Origin of the sequence: Streptomyces sp. NPDC050617 (assembly GCF_040654795.1) — a bacterium.
Taxonomy (GTDB): Bacteria; Actinomycetota; Actinomycetes; order Streptomycetales; family Streptomycetaceae; genus Streptomyces.
The window spans coordinates 1-18,737 of the sequence record NZ_JBFAIS010000001.1 but is presented as its reverse complement, the minus strand read 5'-3'; the positions used below and the strand labels follow the sequence as shown (position 1 = coordinate 18,737).

Here is an 18,737-nt window from a genome sequence, read left to right as displayed (position 1 = left end):
CGCGGTGCTGTCGGGTTCGTTGCCTGTTGCGAGGTTCCGACAGCCGGTTTACGGGCCGGTGCCCCCGTGACGTCGTAAGGGGACGCTCAGGGCCACGCGGGATTTCGCCCACACGAGTAAGGTAATGGAGCAGATATGGGCGTGTTTTCAAGGTTTCGCCGGAAGTCGGCCGAGGCGTCAACCGAGGAGGCCGCCGCGGCCACTCTGACGGCGGAGCCGGCGGAGTCGGCGGACCCCGCCGAACCGGCCGAAGCGGCGGAGCCCGCCGAAGCCGCGGACGCGGTCACGGCCGCGGACGAGGCCGCGGAGGCGAGCACCGACGGCGGCGCGGAGCGGGCGGAGGAGTCGGGCGGCGCCAAGGCCGTCAAGGCCCCTGCCGAGGCGGTGGAGATTCCGAAGCAGCAGTCCGCGCAGGCGGCGGCCGACAGCGAGGCCGGGGAGAGCGCCCGCAGTTAAGTCCTCCGAGAGGGAAGGTGGCCCATGGGCCTGCTAGACAATCTGAAGGCCAAGCTCGGACCGGTGAAGGACAAGGCCGGTGACCTCGCGCAGCAGCACGGGGACAAGATCGAGCAGGGTCTGGCGAAGGCGGCCCAGACGGTCGACTCCAAGACCAAGGGCAAGTACAGCAGCCAGATCGAGACCGGTACGGGCAAGGCCAAGGAGGCCCTCGACCGCCTCGCCCGGAAGGACGACAGCGACGGGAAGGGCTCCGGCGCCGGCCCTACGCCTTCCTGAATCCTCCGCGACGCGGGCGGCGGGGCGGTCCGGCCCCGCGCCCGCGTCGCGCCGTATCCCGGCACCCCTGCATCTCCGCGCCTTCGCGCCGCTGCCCTCGCCTCCCGCGCTACGACCAGGCCGCGACGTAGTACCCCACCCCGTACGGCGCGTCGTCGTAGAGCAGCGCCCCGCTGAGCCCAGCGCCCGCGCCCGCCCCGGCGAGGACCTGCCAGGGTGCGCGGCCGGAGACCTTCAACTCGTAGGCCAGTTCCTCGTCCAGCGCGGCCAGCGCGTCGGCGTCGGCGGCGCCCAGGGCGCGCGCGGCCTCGGCGTCGAAGCCCTGCGCGCGCTCGTCGAGATAGCCGGGGGCCTTCAGGGTGCGGCAGGCGCTGCCGTCGCCCATCACGAGGAGGGCGACCCGCTCGGCCGAGGCGGCCGTCTCGCGGCCCACGTCCCGGCAGCGGTCGCCCGCCAGCGGTTCGCCGACGCCCAGCCCCTCGACGGGCGCGGCGGCCCAGCCCGTACGCTCCAGCAGCCAGGCGCCGACGGCGAGCGAGGGCGGCAGCTCCCGCTCCCCCGCGGCTTCGCCGGGCCCGAGCCGTACGTCCAGGTCCACGCCGAAGCCGCGGAACGAGCCGGGGGCGCCCTGGGGGTGCGAGCCGCGCCCCGCCTGCTCGGCGGGGCCGACGACGACGAGCCGTTCGGGGCGGGCGGCGGCGAGCACGGCGATGGCGTCCACGCACGCGTCCCGCAGCTCCGCCAGCTCGGGCGCGGCCCCGGCGGCGACCTCCGGGACGAGCAGCGGCGGGCAGGGGCAGACAGCGGCGGCTACGAGCATGGGCGCACCTTAACAAGGCGGTGCGGCGCCCTATGGGCGGCGAGCGACCGAAACGTGCGCCCTATAGACGCACGCGACGAAATCGTGCCCCCTAGGGACACGCGATAACGGTTTCGCGCGGCTTCAGGGGAGGTCGTCGCGGCCCAGCCAGGACGGTCTGACGGGTATGCCGTCCGGGTAACGGTCGACGTCCGGAGCCTGATCCTCCGACTGTGCCGACTGAGCCGACCGTTCCAGCCGCTTCGACCGTTTCGCCCGCTTCGGCTGCTCAGGTTCCTGCTCAGGTTCCTGTTCCTGTTCCGCGGCGACCGTCTCAGGCTCCGGTTCCGGCGGGGCATCGCTGTCGTAGATCATTTCGGCGACGGTGAAACGGGAGTAGAAGTCCCGCCAAGAGGTGTCCCCGACCATCAGCAGGCCGTCGCCGTCCCGGAACAGCCGGGTGCGCCGGGCGTTATGAGGCTGCGTCGGCAGGTGGCGCCGCACGTGCGTCTCCAACGCCGCCATGGCCTCCTCGCGGGTGCCCTCCACGCTGCCCATCACCCCGGCCGACCAGCGCGCACGCTGGCCGTAGCCGTCCATCGACTCCACGATCAGGCCCCATGTGGCCATCGTCGCTCCCCCGCTCGCGCGCCGTCCGTCCCCCGCCGGTACCCGTACACGGCCCGTACGAAGCATCCGTACGGACCCTCCGTCCGTACGGGCCGCCCCTCCGTGCGGGGTCAGTCGCAGCCGCAGCCCGTCGCGGCCGGCGCCGGGGTCGAAGCCGGGGCTCCGATGCCCGGGAGGCCCAGCATGACGCCCTTGGGCGGCTCGGCCGGGGCGCCCTGGCGCTTCTGCCAGGCGTCGCCCGCGCGGGTGCGGCGCACGGCCTTGGCCGGGCCCTCGGCGAGCAGGTGGTGCGGGGCGGCGTAGGTGACCTCCACGGTCACCATGTCGCCGGGGCGCACCGGCTCCTCGGCGGCGCCCTCGGTGCCCTCGGCGCCATCCGCCGCGGACAGGGCGGGGTTGAAGTGGACGAGGCGGTTGTCGGGGGCCCGGCCGGACAGCCGCTTCGTGGCGCCGTCCTTGCGGCCCTCCCCCTCGGCGACCATCACTTCCAGCGTGCGGCCGACCTGCTTCTTGTTCTCCGACCAGGAGATCTCCTCCTGGAGGGCGACCAGGCGCTCGTACCGCTCCTGCACGACGGCCTTGGGGACCTGTCCCTCCATGTCGGCGGCCGGGGTGCCAGGGCGCTTGGAGTACTGGAAGGTGAACGCCTGGGCGAAGCGCGCCTCGCGGACCACGTGCATGGTCTGCTCGAAGTCCTCCTCGGTCTCGCCGGGGAAGCCCACGATGATGTCGGTGGAGAGGGCGGCGTCCGGCATGGCGGCGCGGACCTTCTCGATGATGCCGAGGAACCGGTCCTGCCGGTACGAGCGGCGCATCGCCTTCAGGACGGTGTCCGAGCCGGACTGGAGCGGCATGTGCAGCTGCGGCATCACGTTCGGCGTCTCGGCCATGGCGGCGATGACGTCGTCGGTGAAGTCGCGCGGGTGCGGCGAGGTGAACCGGACCCGGTCCAGGCCCTCGATGGCGCCGCAGGCGCGCAGCAGCTTGGAGAACGCCTCACGGTCGCCGATGTCGGAGCCGTACGCGTTGACGTTCTGGCCGAGCAGGGTGATCTCGCTGACGCCCTCGGCGACCAGGGCCTCCACCTCGGCGAGGATGTCGCCGGGGCGGCGGTCCTTCTCCTTGCCGCGCAGCGCCGGGACGATACAGAAGGTGCAGGTGTTGTTGCAGCCGACGGAGATCGACACCCAGGCCGCGTACGCGCTCTCGCGCCGCGTCGGCAGAGTGGAGGGGAACGCCTCCAGCGACTCGGCGATCTCGACCTGGGCCTCTTCCTGGACGCGGGCGCGCTCCAGGAGCACCGGCAGCTTGCCGATGTTGTGCGTGCCGAAGACGACGTCGACCCAAGGGGCCCGCTCGACGATGGTGTCGCGGTCCTTCTGCGCGAGGCAGCCGCCGACGGCGATCTGCATGCCGGGCCGCTTCGTCTTCATGGGGGCGAGCCGGCCGAGATTGCCGTACAGCTTGTTGTCGGCGTTCTCCCGTACCGCGCAGGTGTTGAAGACGACGACGTCGGCGTCGCCCTCGGGGGTGCCCTCGGGCGCGCGGACATAGCCCGCGCCCTCCAGCAGGCCGGACAGCCGCTCCGAGTCGTGGACGTTCATCTGGCACCCGTAGGTGCGCACCTCGTACGTCTTCAAGCCGCCCACTGCTCCGCCAACCACGTCGTTACCGCTCACCCGTCCAGGGTAAAGGCCGCCGGGCCGGCCCTCGGACCGGCGGTACGGTCACCGGGGGTGATCACCCCGTACGCCCCGGACCTGCGTACCTGTTACCCGATCGATGCTCTCCACGCCCCTCCCCAGGGAGGGGGGTGACTGGCAGTATCCCGCCCATGGTCACCGCACTTCCCCGCCTGGGCAGGCGTCGCGCCCTGGCGGGCGCCGCCGTGGTCGCCGTCGTGCTCGCGCTGCTGGGGTGGTGGCTGTTGCCGATCGACGGCGAGCCGGTGGTCAGGGGACGGGTGGCGCTGGCCACGGGGGTGCCGTCGGGGGTGTACGCGCGGTACGGGGACCTGCTGAAGGAGGACCTGGCGCGGGATTCGCCCGCGCTGGACGTACGGCTCACACGCAGCCAGGGCTCGGTCGACAATCTGCGCAAGCTCATGTCCGGAGAGGCGAACTTCGCGATCGCGACGGCCGACGCGGTCTCCGCGTATCTCGACGGGCACGGCCGGGACGCGGACCGGCTGCGCGCGTGCGCGCGGCTCTACGACGACTACATGCAGCTCATCGTCCCGAAGGACTCGACGGTGGGCTCGGCGCGCGACCTGCGGAAACTACGCGTCGGCGTCGGGGAGGACGGGTCCGGCGTGCAGCTGATCACGCGGCGGCTGCTGGAGGCGGCGGGGCTGGACTTCGACCGGGACATCACGCCCGTACGGGTCGGAATAGACAAGATGCCGAGGCTCCTGGAGGAGGGGAAGCTCGACGCGTTCTTCTGGTCCGGGGGGCTGCCGACGGCGGCGGTGCAGAACCTGGCGACGCGCTACCCGATCAAGCTCGTGCAGCTCGGCGATCTGACCGGTCCGCTGCACCGGCTCGGCGCGAAGGCGCGCTACTACCGGGCGGCCGTGATGCCGGTCGACGCCTATCCGGAGCTGCACGCGGAGCACGCGGTGAAGACGATCGCGGTCGCGAACCTCCTGGTCACCACGGACCGTACGAAGGAGGAGCTCGCGGAGAGCGTGACGCGCACGGTGATCAAGAGCCGGGACCGGATCGGCGTGGAGGTGCACGCCGCGCAGAAGGTCGATCTGCGGACGGCCGTCTTCACCGATCCGCTGCCTTTACACGAGGGGGCGCGGCGGTACTACCTCTCGGTCAAGCCCTGAGGCTCCCGGTCAGGTCTTGAGGCTCTCGGTCAAAACCTGAGGCTCCTGGTCAGATCCTGAGGCGGCGGCCGGCGCTCGGCGGTGACCGGCGCTCAGCGGTGACCGGCGCTCAGCGGTGACCGGCGCTCATTCGTCGGCGTGGCGCGGCACCGTGATCGTCACCCGCAGGCCGTTCGGCTCGTTCGGCTCGTACCCGATGGTGGCGCCGCCCGCCGCGAGCAGGGCGCGGGATATGGACAGGCCCAGCCCGGAGCCGGAGATGTTCTGGTGCCGGCTGCTGCGCCAGAAGCGGTCGCCGATGCGGCCGATCTCCTCGTCGGTGAGGCCGGGGCCGCCGTCGGCGACGACGAGGGTGACGCTGCCGCCGTCCGCCTGGACGCCGACGCGGACCCGCTCGCCCTCGGGTGTGAACTTCAGGGCGTTGTCCAGGACCGCGTCGAGTGCGCTGGAGAGGGCGATCGGGTCGGCCCAGCCCGTCGCGGCGGCGGACCCCCGGTAGGCGAGGTCGACGCCCTCGCGGGCGGCGAGCTGCGACCAGGCGCCGACGCGGCCGGCGGCGAGCTCCGCTATGTCCGTCAACTGGAGGTTGGCGGGGGCGTGTTCGGCGAGCGCCAGGTCGAGGAGGTCGTCGAGGACCTGGGCAAGGCGTTTGCCCTCGCTCTTGACGGAGGCGATCTCCTCGTTCCCGTCGGGGAGTTCGAGGCCGAGGAGCTCGATGCGCAGCATCAGCGCGGAGAGCGGGTTGCGGAGCTGGTGCGAGGCGTCGGCGACGAAGGCGCGCTGCTGCTCCAGCACATGCTCGACGTTGTCGGCCATTTCGTTGAACGATCTGGCCAGGCGGCGCAGTTCCGGGGGGCCGCCGCCCGGCGCGACGCGGGACTTCATCCGTCCGGTGGCGATGCCGTGCGCGGCCGCGTCGAGGGTCCGTACGGGCCGCAGCACCCAGCTGGTGAGCCGGAAGGCGGCCCCGACGGCGAGCAGCATCGCCGCCAGTTCGCCCGCGATCAGCAGCAGCCAGCCATGCAGGATGCGAGAACGCAGCTGTCCGGTGGGCGAGTCGGTGACGACGACGGCGATGACGTCGCCGTCCCGGACGACGGGCGAGGCGACGGTGAGGCGGGCGTGCTGCTGCCAGGGCCAGACCTGGCTGGGGTCGTGGCTGCGGCGGCCGGCGAGCGCTTCCTGGAACGCCTGCTCGCCCTCGTTCTCCGACGGTACGGCCCAGCCGGCCGGGGCCGCGGCCATGGCCGTACCGTCGCGGTAGAAGACACCCGCATGAATGCCGTAGACGCTTTCGTACCGGGCGAGTTCGTCGGTGAGCGTGGTGAGCCGCTCGTCCTCCCCCTCCTCGCCCTGGGCCGGCCGAGTGGTGACGTACTGGGCCAGGGAGGCGAAGCGCGCGGTGTCGTCGATGCGGTCGACGACGACGCGCTGTTGCTCGGCGGCGGCCTGGCTGCCCGCGAGCGGCAGGCCGAGGGCGATCAGGACCCCCGCCATCAGCACGATGAGCAGGGGAAGGAGTCGGGTGCGCACAGGCTCGTCGCGCCGTCAGCCGACCGGATCGACGATTTTGTATCCGACGCCGCGGACCGTCTCGATCAGCGCGGGCATGCGCAGTTTGGAGCGGAGGGAGGCGATGTGCACCTCCAGGGTGCGGCCGGTCCCCTCCCAGCTGGTGCGCCAGACCTCGCTGATGATCTGCTCGCGGCGGAAGACGACGCCGGGGCGCTGGGCGAGCAGCGCGAGCAGGTCGAATTCCTTGCGGGTCAGGGGTACGGGCGCGCCGTCCACCCTGACCAGGCGGTTGGGCAGCTCGATGGTGACGGCCCCGACGCGCAGCGCGCGCTTGGCGTCGTCGCGGGGGCCCGGCCGCGCCCCGCCGCCGGCGGCCGGGGTGCGGCGGCCGACCGCGTGGATACGGGCGAGCAGTTCGCCGGTGTCGTACGGCTTGACCACGTAGTCGTCGGCCCCCAGGTTCAGGCCGTGGATCTTGGATCGGGTGTCGGCGCGCGCGGTGACCATGATGACGGGGGTGCTGGTGCGTTTGCGGATCTTGCCGCATACCTCGAAGCCGTCCTGGTCGGGCAGGCCGAGGTCGAGGAGGACGCAGCCGAAGGGCGCGCCCGCGCCGGGCAGCAGCGCCGCCAGCGCCTCCTCGCCGTTACGGGCGTGCACGCAGTCGAAGCCGTGCCGGGCCAGCACCGCGGCGAGCGCCGCGGCAACCCGCTCGTCGTCCTCCACGAGCAGCAGTCGCATCGCCCCGGCCCCCCTTATTCGTTTCCGATCATTGCGCACCGTCCGTCGCGCACTGTCCGTCGCACACCGTTCGTCGTTCGTCGTGCGCGGTCCGCCATCTCGTCGTCCTGTCGTCCGCCGCACGTCGTCCGTCGCGCACCGTTCATGGCGCTCGGCGGCTCCGCGGTGCGCCGACACCGAATCCACGCTGATGGAAGCGGTACTCGTCAAGGGGTTCGTTGCCCCCGTGGCCTTCTGTTATGCACCCGGTACGCCCGTGCGCCGCCTTGCGGCGGAGTGTCGCTTTGCAGCCGGATCGTTATGCTCAATTTCAGCTCAGATGTAATGACGCTGTGCGACGACCGTCATTACTGTCCTTTCAACCACGGAGGACGGAGCGAGGAACGCCGATGAGCGAAGTACCGGTGACCAAGGGCACCAAAGACACGGCACCCGCGGCGGACGTCCTGGTCGCGCTGGAGAACGTCAACAAGCACTTCGGCGCGCTGCACGTACTCCAGGACATCGACCTGACCATCGAGCGCGGCGAGGTCGTCGTGGTCATCGGTCCGTCCGGCTCCGGCAAGTCGACCCTGTGCCGGGCCATCAACCGGCTGGAGACCATCGACTCCGGGGCGATCAGCATCGACGGCAAGCCGCTGCCCCAGGAGGGCAAGGAGCTGGCCCGGCTCCGCGCGGACGTCGGCATGGTCTTCCAGTCCTTCAACCTCTTCGCCCACAAGACCGTGCTGGAGAACGTGACGCTCGGTCAGACGAAGGTCCGCAAGGTGGAGAAGAAGGCCGCCGAGGACAAGGCCCGCGCCCTGCTCGACCGGGTCGGCGTGGGGGCCCAGGCGGACAAGTACCCGGCTCAGCTCTCCGGCGGCCAGCAGCAGCGCGTCGCGATCGCACGGGCGCTCGCCATGGACCCGAAGGTGATGCTCTTCGACGAGCCGACCTCGGCGCTCGACCCGGAGATGATCAATGAGGTGCTGGAGGTCATGCAGCAGCTCGCGCGGGACGGCATGACGATGATCGTGGTCACCCACGAGATGGGGTTCGCGCGCTCCGCGGCGAATCGCGTGGTCTTCATGGCGGACGGCCGCATCGTCGAAGAGGCGCAGCCGGACCAGTTCTTCAGCAACCCGCGCAGCGACCGGGCGAAGGACTTCCTGTCGAAGATCCTGCACCACTGACCGCGCGCCGACGTGTCCCGGCGGCGCGCCGGGCGCGCACCGCTCGCACGCCGGTCACGCACTGCTCACGCCCCGCTCGCACGCCGGGCCCGCGCCGGCCCGTACGCCCCGCTCGCACCGCGGGCGCCGACGGCTCCGTACCCGCATCGATGAGGCCGGTCGCGCCCGACGCCAAATTCTTCCGACGCAAAGGATGTTCACCATGAAGCTCAGCAAGACCGCATCCGTGGCCGCCGCGGTGGTCGCGCTCGCGCTGTCCGCGACCGCCTGCGGCAAGTCGGGCAGCCCCAACGACGACTCCGACAAGGCGAGCGGCGGCAAGTCGGCCTCGGCGCTGCCGCCGTACAAGGTGAACACCTCCGCGGACGTGAAGGGTTCGTCGGTCTTCTCGAAGATCAAGGGCAAGAAGATCACCATCGGCACCAAGGCCGACCAGCCGGGCCTCGGCTTCGAGAACCCCACCACCAAGAAGCGCACCGGCTTCGACGTCGAGATCGCCCGCATGATCGCCGCGGACCTCGGCTTCGACGAGGACCACATCACCTGGAAGACGGTGCCCTCGGAGGCCCGCGAGACGCAGATCGCCAGCGGCGGCGTGGACCTGTACGTCGGCACGTACACGATCAACGACGAGCGCAAGAAGCAGATCGACTTCGGCGGCCCGTACTACATCGCCGGCCAGGACCTGCTGGTGAAGTCCGACAGCAAGATCGCGGGCCCGGAGGACCTCAAGGGCAAGAAGGTCTGCTCGGCGACCGGCTCCACCCCGCTCCAGCGGATCAAGGAGGCGAAGTACGGCGTCGCGGAGGTCAAGGCCCAGCAGACCTACCAGGTCTGCGTGCAGGACCTGGTCAACGGCTCGGTGGACGCCGTCACGACCGACGACTCGATCCTCAAGGGGTACGCCGCGCAGAACAAGGGCGCCCTGAAGGTCGTCGGCAAGACGTTCTCCAAGGAGCCCTACGGCGTCGGCCTCAAGAAGGGCGACAAGGCGCTGCGCGACGCGGTCAACAACGCGATCAAGGCGCACGAGGACAACGGCGACTGGAAGAAGGCGTACGACGCGACGCTCGGCCTCTCCGGCGCCGCCGCCCCGGCCGTTCCCGAGCTCGACCGCTACTGATCCGCCCAGCGGCGGCGGCCGACGCCTGATCGTTCCGCGGCCGCGGCGCCGGTTCCCGAGCCGCGCGCCGCGCCCGCGGGCGTCCGCCACGTGATCCCCGGAGAGTTGACTTGAACGTTTTGGTGGACAACTTCGCGATGTTTCGCGAAGGGTTCTTCGGAACCGTCGAGCTGACGGCGCTCAGCTCACTGCTCGCACTGGTGCTGGGCACCCTCATGGCCGCGTTCCGCGTCTCTCCGGTGCCCGCCCTGCGCATATTCGGCACGGCCTGGGTGACGCTGCTGCGCAACACCCCGCTGGTGCTCCTCTTCCTGGTCGTCACCCTGGGCCTGCCCGCGCTGGGCCTCAAGGGGTGGGACTCCTTCTGGCTCGCCGTGATGGCGCTGGGGTGCTACACCTCCGCCTTCATCTGCGAGGCGATCCGCTCCGGCATCAACACGGTGCCGGTCGGGCAGGCCGAGGCCGCCCGGTCGATCGGCATGACCTTCGGCCAGACGCTCGGCCAGATCGTGCTGCCGCAGGCGGGGCGCACGGCGCTGCCGCCGATCGGCAGCCTGCTGATCGCCCTGACCAAGAACTCGGCGATCGCCTCCGGCTTCAACGTCACCGAGCTGGGCTCGGTGCAGCAGACGCTGAACTCGGCCGCCGGCTACAACATCTACGTGATCTTCGTGTGGATCGCGATCAGCTACATGATCATCACTTTCGCGCTCAGCGGCCTCTTCCGGCTGCTGGAGAACCGGCTGGCGGTGGCCCGATGAGTTCCAGCGTCCTCTATGACGTGCCGGGGCCGAAATCCCGGGTGCGCAACCGGATCTACGGCCTGCTCTCCACGGTCGCGATCCTCGGGCTGATCGCCTTCGTCATCTACAAGTTCAACGACACCGGGCAGTTCCAGGCCGGGCTCTGGGAGGCGTACGAGTACACCGACACCCAGCAGCGCATCGTCGACGGCCTGCTGACGACGCTCAAGACCTTCGCGATCGCCGCGGCGCTCTCGGTGGCGCTCGGCGCGGTGCTGGCGGTCGGGCGGCTCTCCGACCACAAACCGGTCCGGTGGGCGGCGACGGTGATCGTGGAGTTCTTCCGCGCGATGCCGCTGCTGATCATGATCTTCCTGCTGTTCGCGGCGGTCTTCACCACCGAGCCCATGTGGGCGCTGGTCATCGGTCTGACGCTCTACAACGGCTCGGTGCAGGCGGAGATCTTCCGGTCCGGCATCAACGCCGTGCCCAAGGGCCAGGGCGAGGCCGCGTACGCCATCGGGCTCCGCAAGACCCAGGTGATGACCACCGTCCTGGTGCCCCAGGCGGTCCGCTCGATGCTGCCGTCGATCATCAGCCAGCTCGTGGTGACCCTCAAGGACACCTCGCTCGGCTTCGTGATCCTCTACGAGGAGCTGCTCTTCGTCGGCAAGTCCTTCGCCCAGCAGACCCCGCCGGTGAACGGCGTGTACGCCTTCATTCCGATGGTGATCGTCTTCGGTTCCATCTACATCCTGCTCTGCCTCGCCCTGTCCTCGCTCGCCACCTGGGTCGAGCGGCGCAGCCGGCGCAGCCGCAAGGGCACCCCGCCCGCCCTCAAGGGCACCGCCGCAACCGTCATGGTCGACCCCGGCCACAGCGCCGTGCCCGGTCCCGGCGACGCCGGGGCGGATCCGGACGGCCCCAAGGCCCCTTGACGCGCCATTCGATGACGCCCCGTCGGCTGCCCCGCGCGGCCGACGGGGCGCACTCGTTCCGGCGCGCCGCCGAGTAGGCTGGCGTCACTTGACGCAAGCACGCGCAGTGGGTTGCATACGTTCTGTGATCGCGCCCCCGGCTTCAACTGCCAGCTCCCATACGGCCCATGCGGCCCGTAGGCCCCATCCGGCTCGTGCGTTCGGCGGCGCCGTCCGCGCGCTCCGCAGCGCCGAGGGAGCCGCGCCGTGGACCCGGTGATCGTCGTCGGGGCCGGCCCGGTCGGCCTCGCCCTCGCCCTCGGGCTCGCGCGCCACGAAGTGCCGGTCGTCGTCCTCGACGAGGGCACGGGGGCCGAGGAGCGGCGCGCGGCCCGTACGGTCCTGCTGCGGCCGGACACGGTCGCCCAGCTGACCCGGCTGGGGTGCCCGCTGGAGGGCGGGGCGCGCTGGGGCGGGTGGCGCACGCTGCGCCGCCGGGGGGTGGTGTACCGGCTGTCCTTCGGCGAGGAGGGCGACGACTCCTCCACGGACGAGGCGGGCGGCCCGACCGGCACGGCGGCGGAGGGCGACGGCGAGGCCGGGACGGAGCCCGCCGGCCCCTCGCCGCTGCACATCCCGCAGCACGTCCTGACGCGGTCCCTGCGCGTGGCCCTCGCCGGGCAGCCGCTGGTCCAGCTCGTCCAGGGCAGCCGCGTCGACAGCCTGGAGCAGGACGCCGACGGCGTCACCGTGCGCACCAGGGGCGACAACGGCACCTGGTGGCGCGGGAGTTACCTGGTCGGATGCGACGGCGCCCGCTCCAACATCCGCAAGCTGCTCGGCGTGCGCTTCCCGGGGCGTACGGCCGTGGAGCGGCACGCGGTGGCGGCGCTGCGCTGCGAGCTGCCCTGGCCCGGCGAGGGCGTGCTGCACCGCTCGCCGCCGCACGGCGGCGAGGTCACGGCCCGGCCGCTGCCCGGCGGGGTGTGGCGGCTGGACTGGCTGCTGCCGCCGGGCCGCGACCTGGTCACCCCGGACGCCCTGATCGCTCGCGTGCGGGACTCGCTGGAGGGGTGGTGCGGGGACGTACCGCCGTACGAGCTCCTGGACACCGGCGTGCACGCCGTGCACCACCGGCTCGCGCGGCGCTGGCGGACCGGTCGCGCCTTCCTCGCGGGCGACGCCGCGCACCTGCTCGGGGCGCTCGGCACGCAGGGGGTGGAGGAGGGGCTGCGGGACGTGGACAACCTCTCCTGGAAGCTGGGGGTGGCGCAGCATCACGGCGCGTCGGAGGTGCTGCTCGACAGCTACCAGGCGGAGCGGCGGACCGCCGTCGGCCGCCGGCTGCGCGCCGCCGACCAGGCCCTTCCCGGGCTGCGGGGGTCCGGCGGCTGGCGGGTGGTGCGGCGCGCGGTGGTGCCGGGCTCGGGGCGGGGGCGCGACGCGCTGCTCACCGACGGGCACTTGGGGCGCGGCCCGCTGGGGGCGCCGCCGGTGCACGCCCGTACGCCCCTGGTGCCCTCCCCCGCGCCGGAAGGCTCCGTGACCGTCGGCACGGCCGTCGGCGCGACCGCCGCCGATGTGCCCGTGACCGCGCCGGACGGCTCCTCGGCCTGGCTCATGGACCGGCTCGGGCGCGACCTGCTGGTCGTGCTCGTCGCCCCCGGCACCGGGGTGTGGGAGCGGCGGCACTGGCTGGGCGCCGGGCTGATGCCGCGGCTGGCGGCGGCGGTCGCCGCGCTGCCGGTACGGGCGGAACTGCTGGTCACCGAGGGGTATCCGGGCGCGGCGGCGCACACGGTGCTGGTGGTGCGGCCGGACGGGTATCTGGTGGCGGCGCTCTCCGGCGTGCGCCCCGCGGAGCTGTACGCCTGCGCGGACGCGGTGCGCGGCGGGGCCGTCACGGTGCCGGTGGCCGCGCCGCCGAGTGAGGCTACGGCCAACCGTTGACCTGCCCGTACGGCCGTGATTCACTCCGGAACGTGACGGAGAGCGGCACGCGTTTCTGGCGGAGGGTCCATCTGGACCTGGTCCGCTACGCGGGCTGCGTCTGTCGTCCGTCCTGCTGATCACGCCTTCATCCGCGCGGCCGTGCACACACCGGTCGCGCATCTTCGCGATCTTTCAGGACGGGTTCTGTGTCACTTCCTGTAGTAGGTACGTCCGCGCCCGGAGCTGTTGCGGAAGGGGCCGCGACGGCCCCCACCGCCGCCGAGCTCCTGGGCTTCGCACGGCAGGTCGCCGGGGACGCCGGGCTGGTGGCCTCACTTCCGCTGGACCCCGAGGGCCGCACCTGGCTGCGGCTGGAGGGGCCTGGCGGCAGCGAGGCGTGGCTGATCGGCTGGCCGCCGGGGACCGGCACCGGCTGGCACGATCACGGCGGCTCGCACGGCGCGTTCGCCGCGGCGGCCGGCGAGCTGACCGAGCAGTCCCTGGCGGCCCAACTGCCCACCGAGGGCTGGAAGACCCTGGAACTGGCGGACGGCGTCGACCGCAGCCGCCGGCTCTCGGACGGCCGCGGCCGGGCGTTCGGCCCGCACCACGTGCACCAGGTCTTCAACGCGTCCGAGGACCGGCACGCGGTGTCGGTGCACGCGTACTACCCACCGCTGCCGCTCATGCGGCGCTACAGCCGCACCGGCCCGCTGCTGCGGCTCGAACAGATCGAGCGCGCCGAGGAGTGGGCATGACAGTCGAAGAACTGCTGGCCGAGGCGCGGTCCTCGCTGAACCGCCTCACCCCGCACGAGGCCGCTGCCGTCCGCGACGACGGCGGCCTGCTCGTCGACATCCGCTACGCGGCCCTGCGCGACCGCGACGGCCTCGTCCCCGGCGCCCTGATCATCGAACGCAACGAACTGGAATGGCGCCTCGACCCCGCCTGCGACCACCGCGCGGCCGAGGCCGACCGTCACGACCTGCGCGTGGTCGTCATCTGCAACGAGGGCTACGCGTCGAGCCTCGCCGCCGTCAGCCTGCGCCAACTGGGCCTGCGCCACGCGACGGACCTGGCAGGGGGCTTCCAGGCGTGGCGGGAGGCGGGGCTTCCCGTGGAGAAGGCGGAAGCGGAAGGAGGGGCGAAGGCGGAAGGAGAGCGGTAAGGCAGCCGGCCGAGGGGCGGCTCGGCTGCCTGGAGGCGGGCGGTCCGCCGACCCGAGGCCGTGCGGGTCGCCGACCGTACGGCCTCGGGCCGGCGGACCGACTGGGGCTGTGCGGCGCGGGCAGCCGCGATGGTACGGGCGGTCGGCACTACGCGGCCGGGACCGCGCGCCCGTAACTCCGCATGACCTCGCGCTGCACGCCCCCGCGCTTCGGAGCCGAACGCCCTGGCCCCACGCCTCCCACCCCTCGGATGCCGAGCGCTGCCCCCGGTTACGCGTCGGGCAGGTGGTACTCCAGCAGCTCCGGGTCCTCCCCCTCCTCCTCCAGCGCCCTGCGCACCACCCGCAGGGCCAGGCCCTCCGGGTACCCCTTGCGGGCCAGCATCCCGGCGAGACGTCTGATCCGCTTCTCCCGGTCCAGGCCGCGACTCGCCCGCAGCTTCCGCTCGACGAGCTCGCGGGCCGTCCGCTCCTCCTGCTCGGCGTCGAGCTGCCCGACGGCCTCGTCGATGAGCGCGGTGTGCACCCCCTTGGTACGCAGCTCGCGCGCGAGGGCCCGGCGGGCGAGACCCCGGCCGCGGTGCCGGGACTCCACCCACGCCTCGGCGAACGCCGCGTCGTCGATCAGCCCGACGTCCTCGAACCGGGACAGCACCTCCTCCGCCACCTCCTCGGGGATGTCGCGCTTTTTCAGGGCGTCCGCGAGCTGCTTGCGAGTGCGCGGCGAGCCGGTGAGCAGCCGCAGGCATATCGCCCGTGCCTGCTCACCGGGGTCGCGCGGCGCCTCCCCCCGGCCCCCCGATCCGGCGCCCTCCGCTCCGGAGTCCAGCGCCGCGTCGGGGCCCGGTGCCGTGCCGCCGCCCGCACGTCTGCCCGTGCCCCTGCCCGGCCCCCCGCCCGTACGGCCGCCGCCCCCGCGGCCGCCTGTGCGTCTGCCGCCCCCGCGGCCCCGGCCGAGGCTCTCTCCCCGCTCCCCCTCCCAGTCGCCCGGCTGATCGTCCGCGCCGGGGCTGTCCGGCCAGTCGGTTCGCCGTGTCATGGGCTAGCTCTTGGCCGCCGCCGTCTTGGCGGCCTTGGCTCCGGCCTTCGTCGCCGGGGCCGGGACGGACTTGGCCACGTCGCCGACCACCGCGCCGGCCGCGTCCGCGCCGGGCTCGGTCGGCAGTTCCTCGGGCTTCACGCCCACGCCCAGCTTTTCCTTGATCTTCTTCTCGATCTCGTTGGCGAGGTCGGGGTTGTCCCGCAGGAAGTTGCGGGCGTTCTCCTTGCCCTGGCCGAGCTGGTCGCCCTCGTACGTGTACCAGGCGCCGGCCTTGCGGACGAAGCCGTGCTCGACGCCCATGTCGATCAGACCGCCCTCGCGGCTGATGCCCTGCCCGTAGAGGATGTCGAACTCGGCCTGCTTGAAGGGCGGCGAGACCTTGTTCTTGACGACCTTGACGCGGGTGCGGTTGCCGACCGCGTCGGTGCCGTCCTTGAGGGTCTCGATACGGCGGATGTCGAGCCGCACCGAGGCGTAGAACTTCAGGGCCCGGCCACCGGTCGTCGTCTCCGGGGAGCCGAACATCACGCCGATCTTCTCGCGGAGCTGGTTGATGAAGATCGCGGTGGTCTTGGACTGGTTGAGCGCGCTGGTGATCTTGCGGAGCGCCTGGCTCATCAGCCGGGCCTGGAGGCCGACGTGCGAGTCGCCCATCTCGCCCTCGATCTCCGCGCGCGGCACCAGGGCGGCGACGGAGTCGATGACGATCAGGTCGAGGGCGCCGGAGCGGACCAGCATGTCCACGATCTCCAGCGCCTGCTCGCCGGTGTCCGGCTGGGAGAGGATGAGGTTGTCCGTGTCGACGCCGAGCGCCTTGGCGTACTCCGGGTCGAGCGCGTGCTCCGCGTCGACGAAGGCGACCGTGCCGCCGGCCTTCTGCGCGTTGGCCACGGCGTGCAGCGTGAGGGTCGTCTTACCGGAGGACTCCGGGCCGTACACCTCCACGACGCGGCCGCGCGGCAGGCCGCCGACGCCGAGCGCGACGTCGAGCGCGGTCGACCCGGTGGGGATGACCTCGATGGGCTCGTTCGGCCGGTCACCGAGACGCATCACGGCGCCCTTGCCGAATTGCCGTTCAATCTGTGCGAGCGCGGCGTCGAGCGCCTTCTCGCGGTCGGTACCTGCCATGGGTTCCACCCGATTTGCTTGAGTCGATCGCTTCACGTCCACGACGCTAACGCCTGCCACTGACAATCGGCCCCGACGTCGTGCCGCCCTGTGGATAACTCGGCCGGGACCGTCCCGGTAACCAGGGCCGGAACCCCTATAAGAATGGCTGTTCGATTTTGGTGTCAAGCGCACCACGCCACCCGGAATCGCGGGGCGGACGGCGGAAGCGGCCGGGTTCAGCCCTCGTCGTCGCGGCTGTCGGGCGGCGGATCGCCGCGGCCGTCGGGCGGCGGGTTCCGGCGCAGGGCACGGCGCACGCGCCCCGCCGACCCGCGGCTCCGGCGGTCGGGCAGCCGCGCCTCGTCGGTGATCTCGTAGCGCCGCACATACGTGCCGAGGAACGCCTGCAGCGTCGCGGTCGCCGGGATCGCGATCAGCGCGCCCACCGCCCCCAGCAGCGCGGTGCCCGCGACCACCGACCCGAAGGCCACGGCCGGGTGGATGTCCACGGTCTTCGCGGTGATGCGCGGCTGCAGCACGTAGTTCTCGAACTGCTGGTACACCACCACGAACCCGAGCACCCACACCGCGTACCAGGGGTCCACCGTGAAGGCGATCAGCATCGGCAGCGCGCCCGCGAGGTAGGTGCCGATCGTCGGGATGAACTGCGAGACGAACCCCACCCAGATCCCGAGCGCCGGGGCGTACGGCACCCCCAGGATCTCCAGCAGTATGTAGTGGGCGATCCCGGAGACCACGGCCATCAGGGCGCGCGAGTAGATGTAGCCGCCGGTCTTGGCGACCGCGAGGTCCCAGGCGCGCAGCACCTCCGCCTGGCGGCCGGGCGGCAGCACGGAGCACAGCGCGCGCCGCAGCCGGGGCCCGTCGGCCGCGAAGTAGAACGAGAACAGCAGCACCGTCAGGATCCTGAAGAGGCCCCCGAGCACGGTCGCGGAGACGTCGAGCACGCCGCTCGCGCTGTTCTGCACGTACTTCTGCAGCCAGTCCGAGTGCAGCAGGCTGTCCTGGACCTGGACCCGGTTCAGGCTGGTGTTGAAGGTCTTGTTGACCCAGCTGATCACCGAGTCGAGGTAGGAGGGGAAGTCGTCGACCATGTTGGAGATCTGGTCGGCGAGCATCGAGCCGAGCAGCGCGAAGAAGCCGGCGGAGACGATGACGACCCCAAGGAAGACCAGGCCGGTGGCGAGGCCGCGGCGCATGCCGCGCGCGGCCATCCGGTCCACCGCCGGCTCGACCGCGAGCGCGAGGAAGAACGCGATCAGGATGTTCAGCAGCAACCCGATGAGCTGGTGGAAGGCCCAGCTCGCGAGCTGGAAGCAGGCGAAGAGGACCAGCGCGAGCGCCATGGCGCGCGGCAGCCAACGAGGCATGCGGGGACCGGACGCGGGCGGCCGGCGGTCATCCTGAGCGGTCTCATCTGTCGGGGCCACGGGGGTCAGTCTGGCCCATGGGCCACGGTGTCCCCGCGCCGCCCCGCGGCTCAGCGCTTGTCGTGGGGCACATCCATGGAGACGCACACCGCGCGCCACACGTCCTTGGCGCTCCAGCCCGCGGCGAGCGCCTCGTGCACGGTCCGCCCGCCGAGCTCCGCCATCACGTGATCGCGCGCGAAGGAGTCGGCGTACGCCTCACCGAAGTGATCCGCCATCCGCTGCCAGAAGATCGTCAACCGCATCCGTCGTACTCCATGCCGCTCCGCCCCGCTGTCGTCCGCCGTTCACGACACCGTACGTTCGCCGCGCCCGTTCCCGGTCGGCGTCCCTTGTACGGGTCCGTGCCGCGCCGTGCCTTGTACGGGCCCCCGCACCCGCTTCCGTTCACGCCGCCGGCATCGGCGTCGCCCCCGGCCACGACGCCATGACACCACCGCCGGAGGCCGACCGTGAGGTCAGCGGTTGGTTTCCTTCTCGTACGCCTTGATGACCTCGTCCGTCGGACCGTCCATCAGCAGCTCACCACGCTCCAGCCACAGCACCCGGTCACAGGTGTCCCGGATCGACTTGTTGTTGTGACTGACCAGGAACACCGTCCCCGCCTCCTTGCGCAGCTCCCGGATCCGCGCCTCCGACCGCTTCTGAAACGCCCGGTCCCCCGTCGCCAGCGCCTCATCGATCATCAGCACATCATGATCCTTCGCCGCCGCGATCGCGAACCGCAACCGCGCCGCCATCCCCGACGAATACGTCCGCATCGGCAACGAGATGAAATCCCCCTTCTCATTGATCCCCGAGAAGTCCACGATCTCCTGATACC

General features: G+C 71.9%; 20 protein-coding genes and 1 pseudogene. 11 read left to right on the top strand and 10 right to left on the bottom strand.

The features are described from left to right. Positions 1-135 precede the first annotated feature (135 nt). Positions 136-456, top strand: a complete 321-nt coding sequence (locus tag AB0I49_RS00105; protein ID WP_363224425.1) for a hypothetical protein — start codon at positions 136-138, stop codon at positions 454-456. Between the two features lie 24 nt (positions 457-480). Then, positions 481-735 carry an antitoxin gene (locus tag AB0I49_RS00100; protein ID WP_363224424.1) on the top strand — a complete coding sequence of 85 codons (255 nt, stop codon included), beginning with the start codon at positions 481-483 and terminating at the stop codon, positions 733-735. Between the two features lie 109 nt (positions 736-844). On the opposite strand, the gene AB0I49_RS00095 is transcribed toward AB0I49_RS00100, so the two are convergent. The 3 genes from AB0I49_RS00095 to miaB all read right to left on the bottom strand — a co-directional run bounded on the left by AB0I49_RS00095 (position 845) and on the right by miaB (position 3,813). Then, positions 845-1,555, bottom strand: a complete 711-nt coding sequence (locus AB0I49_RS00095) for a class III extradiol dioxygenase subunit B-like domain-containing protein (protein WP_363224423.1) — start codon at positions 1,553-1,555, stop codon at positions 845-847. Positions 1,556-1,678: 123 nt separating this feature from the next. Next, positions 1,679-2,164, bottom strand: coding sequence for a hypothetical protein (locus AB0I49_RS00090; protein WP_363224422.1), 486 nt, complete (start codon positions 2,162-2,164; stop codon positions 1,679-1,681). A gap of 110 nt (positions 2,165-2,274) precedes the next feature. Next, positions 2,275-3,813, bottom strand: coding sequence for a tRNA (N6-isopentenyl adenosine(37)-C2)-methylthiotransferase MiaB (gene miaB / locus AB0I49_RS00085; RefSeq protein WP_363224936.1), 1,539 nt, complete (start codon positions 3,811-3,813; stop codon positions 2,275-2,277). Positions 3,814-3,998: 185 nt separating this feature from the next. On the opposite strand from miaB, the gene AB0I49_RS00080 reads away from it, so the two are divergent. After that, complete coding sequence (locus AB0I49_RS00080; RefSeq protein ID WP_363224420.1) at positions 3,999-4,997, top strand: TAXI family TRAP transporter solute-binding subunit; 999 nt, start codon at positions 3,999-4,001, stop codon at positions 4,995-4,997. A gap of 126 nt (positions 4,998-5,123) precedes the next feature. Here the strand turns inward: AB0I49_RS00080 and AB0I49_RS00075 are convergent, their stop codons facing one another. Both AB0I49_RS00075 and AB0I49_RS00070 read right to left on the bottom strand, forming a co-directional pair. Next, the gene (locus AB0I49_RS00075) at positions 5,124-6,530 is read right to left on the bottom strand and encodes a HAMP domain-containing sensor histidine kinase (RefSeq protein WP_363224418.1); all 1,407 of its coding nucleotides are present in this window, start codon (positions 6,528-6,530) and stop codon (positions 5,124-5,126) included. Between the two features lie 15 nt (positions 6,531-6,545). Next, positions 6,546-7,253: a response regulator transcription factor gene (locus AB0I49_RS00070; protein WP_363224417.1), complete on the bottom strand. Its 708-nt coding sequence runs from the start codon at positions 7,251-7,253 to the stop codon at positions 6,546-6,548. A 389-nt stretch (positions 7,254-7,642) separates the two neighbouring features. Between AB0I49_RS00070 and AB0I49_RS00065 the strand changes: the two genes are divergently transcribed. The 8 genes from AB0I49_RS00065 (at position 7,643) to AB0I49_RS00030 (ending at position 14,311) form a co-directional block, all read left to right on the top strand. Continuing rightward, complete coding sequence (locus AB0I49_RS00065; protein WP_363131115.1) at positions 7,643-8,428, top strand: amino acid ABC transporter ATP-binding protein; 786 nt, start codon at positions 7,643-7,645, stop codon at positions 8,426-8,428. A gap of 202 nt (positions 8,429-8,630) precedes the next feature. Further along, positions 8,631-9,551: a glutamate ABC transporter substrate-binding protein gene (locus AB0I49_RS00060; RefSeq protein WP_363224416.1), complete on the top strand. Its 921-nt coding sequence runs from the start codon at positions 8,631-8,633 to the stop codon at positions 9,549-9,551. 110 nt (positions 9,552-9,661) lie between these two features. Continuing rightward, complete coding sequence (locus AB0I49_RS00055; protein WP_363224415.1) at positions 9,662-10,312, top strand: amino acid ABC transporter permease; 651 nt, start codon at positions 9,662-9,664, stop codon at positions 10,310-10,312. Further along, positions 10,309-11,232 (top strand): amino acid ABC transporter permease, encoded by a 924-nt coding sequence (locus AB0I49_RS00050; RefSeq protein ID WP_363224414.1) that lies wholly within the window; start codon positions 10,309-10,311, stop codon positions 11,230-11,232. Before AB0I49_RS00055 ends, AB0I49_RS00050 begins: the two co-directional genes overlap by 4 nt. Positions 11,233-11,478: 246 nt before the next feature. Continuing rightward, positions 11,479-13,161 carry an FAD-dependent monooxygenase gene (locus tag AB0I49_RS00045; protein ID WP_363224413.1) on the top strand — a complete coding sequence of 561 codons (1,683 nt, stop codon included), beginning with the start codon at positions 11,479-11,481 and terminating at the stop codon, positions 13,159-13,161. A gap of 32 nt (positions 13,162-13,193) precedes the next feature. Further along, positions 13,194-13,280, top strand: coding sequence for a putative leader peptide (locus AB0I49_RS00040; protein ID WP_342668371.1), 87 nt, complete (start codon positions 13,194-13,196; stop codon positions 13,278-13,280). 69 nt (positions 13,281-13,349) lie between these two features. After that, complete coding sequence (locus AB0I49_RS00035; RefSeq protein ID WP_363224412.1) at positions 13,350-13,901, top strand: cysteine dioxygenase; 552 nt, start codon at positions 13,350-13,352, stop codon at positions 13,899-13,901. Beyond that, positions 13,898-14,311, top strand: a complete 414-nt coding sequence (locus AB0I49_RS00030; protein ID WP_363224410.1) for a rhodanese-like domain-containing protein — start codon at positions 13,898-13,900, stop codon at positions 14,309-14,311. The genes AB0I49_RS00035 and AB0I49_RS00030 overlap by 4 nt, the downstream gene beginning before the upstream one ends. Positions 14,312-14,582: 271 nt before the next feature. Here the strand turns inward: AB0I49_RS00030 and recX are convergent, their stop codons facing one another. The 5 genes and pseudogenes from recX to AB0I49_RS00005 all read right to left on the bottom strand — a co-directional run. Continuing rightward, the gene (gene recX / locus AB0I49_RS00025) at positions 14,583-15,350 is read right to left on the bottom strand and encodes a recombination regulator RecX (RefSeq protein ID WP_363224408.1); all 768 of its coding nucleotides are present in this window, start codon (positions 15,348-15,350) and stop codon (positions 14,583-14,585) included. 3 nt (positions 15,351-15,353) lie between these two features. Next, positions 15,354-16,481: a recombinase RecA gene (recA, locus tag AB0I49_RS00020; RefSeq protein WP_363224406.1), complete on the bottom strand. Its 1,128-nt coding sequence runs from the start codon at positions 16,479-16,481 to the stop codon at positions 15,354-15,356. 218 nt (positions 16,482-16,699) lie between these two features. Further along, positions 16,700-17,914, bottom strand: a complete 1,215-nt coding sequence (locus tag AB0I49_RS00015; protein WP_363224404.1) for an AI-2E family transporter — start codon at positions 17,912-17,914, stop codon at positions 16,700-16,702. 50 nt (positions 17,915-17,964) lie between these two features. Continuing rightward, entirely contained in the window at positions 17,965-18,159 is a 195-nt protein-coding gene (locus AB0I49_RS00010) for a DUF3046 domain-containing protein (protein ID WP_363224402.1), read from the bottom strand. 213 nt (positions 18,160-18,372) lie between these two features. Continuing rightward, positions 18,373-18,737 (bottom strand): annotated as a pseudogene (locus AB0I49_RS00005) (ABC transporter ATP-binding protein); the annotation flags it as partial.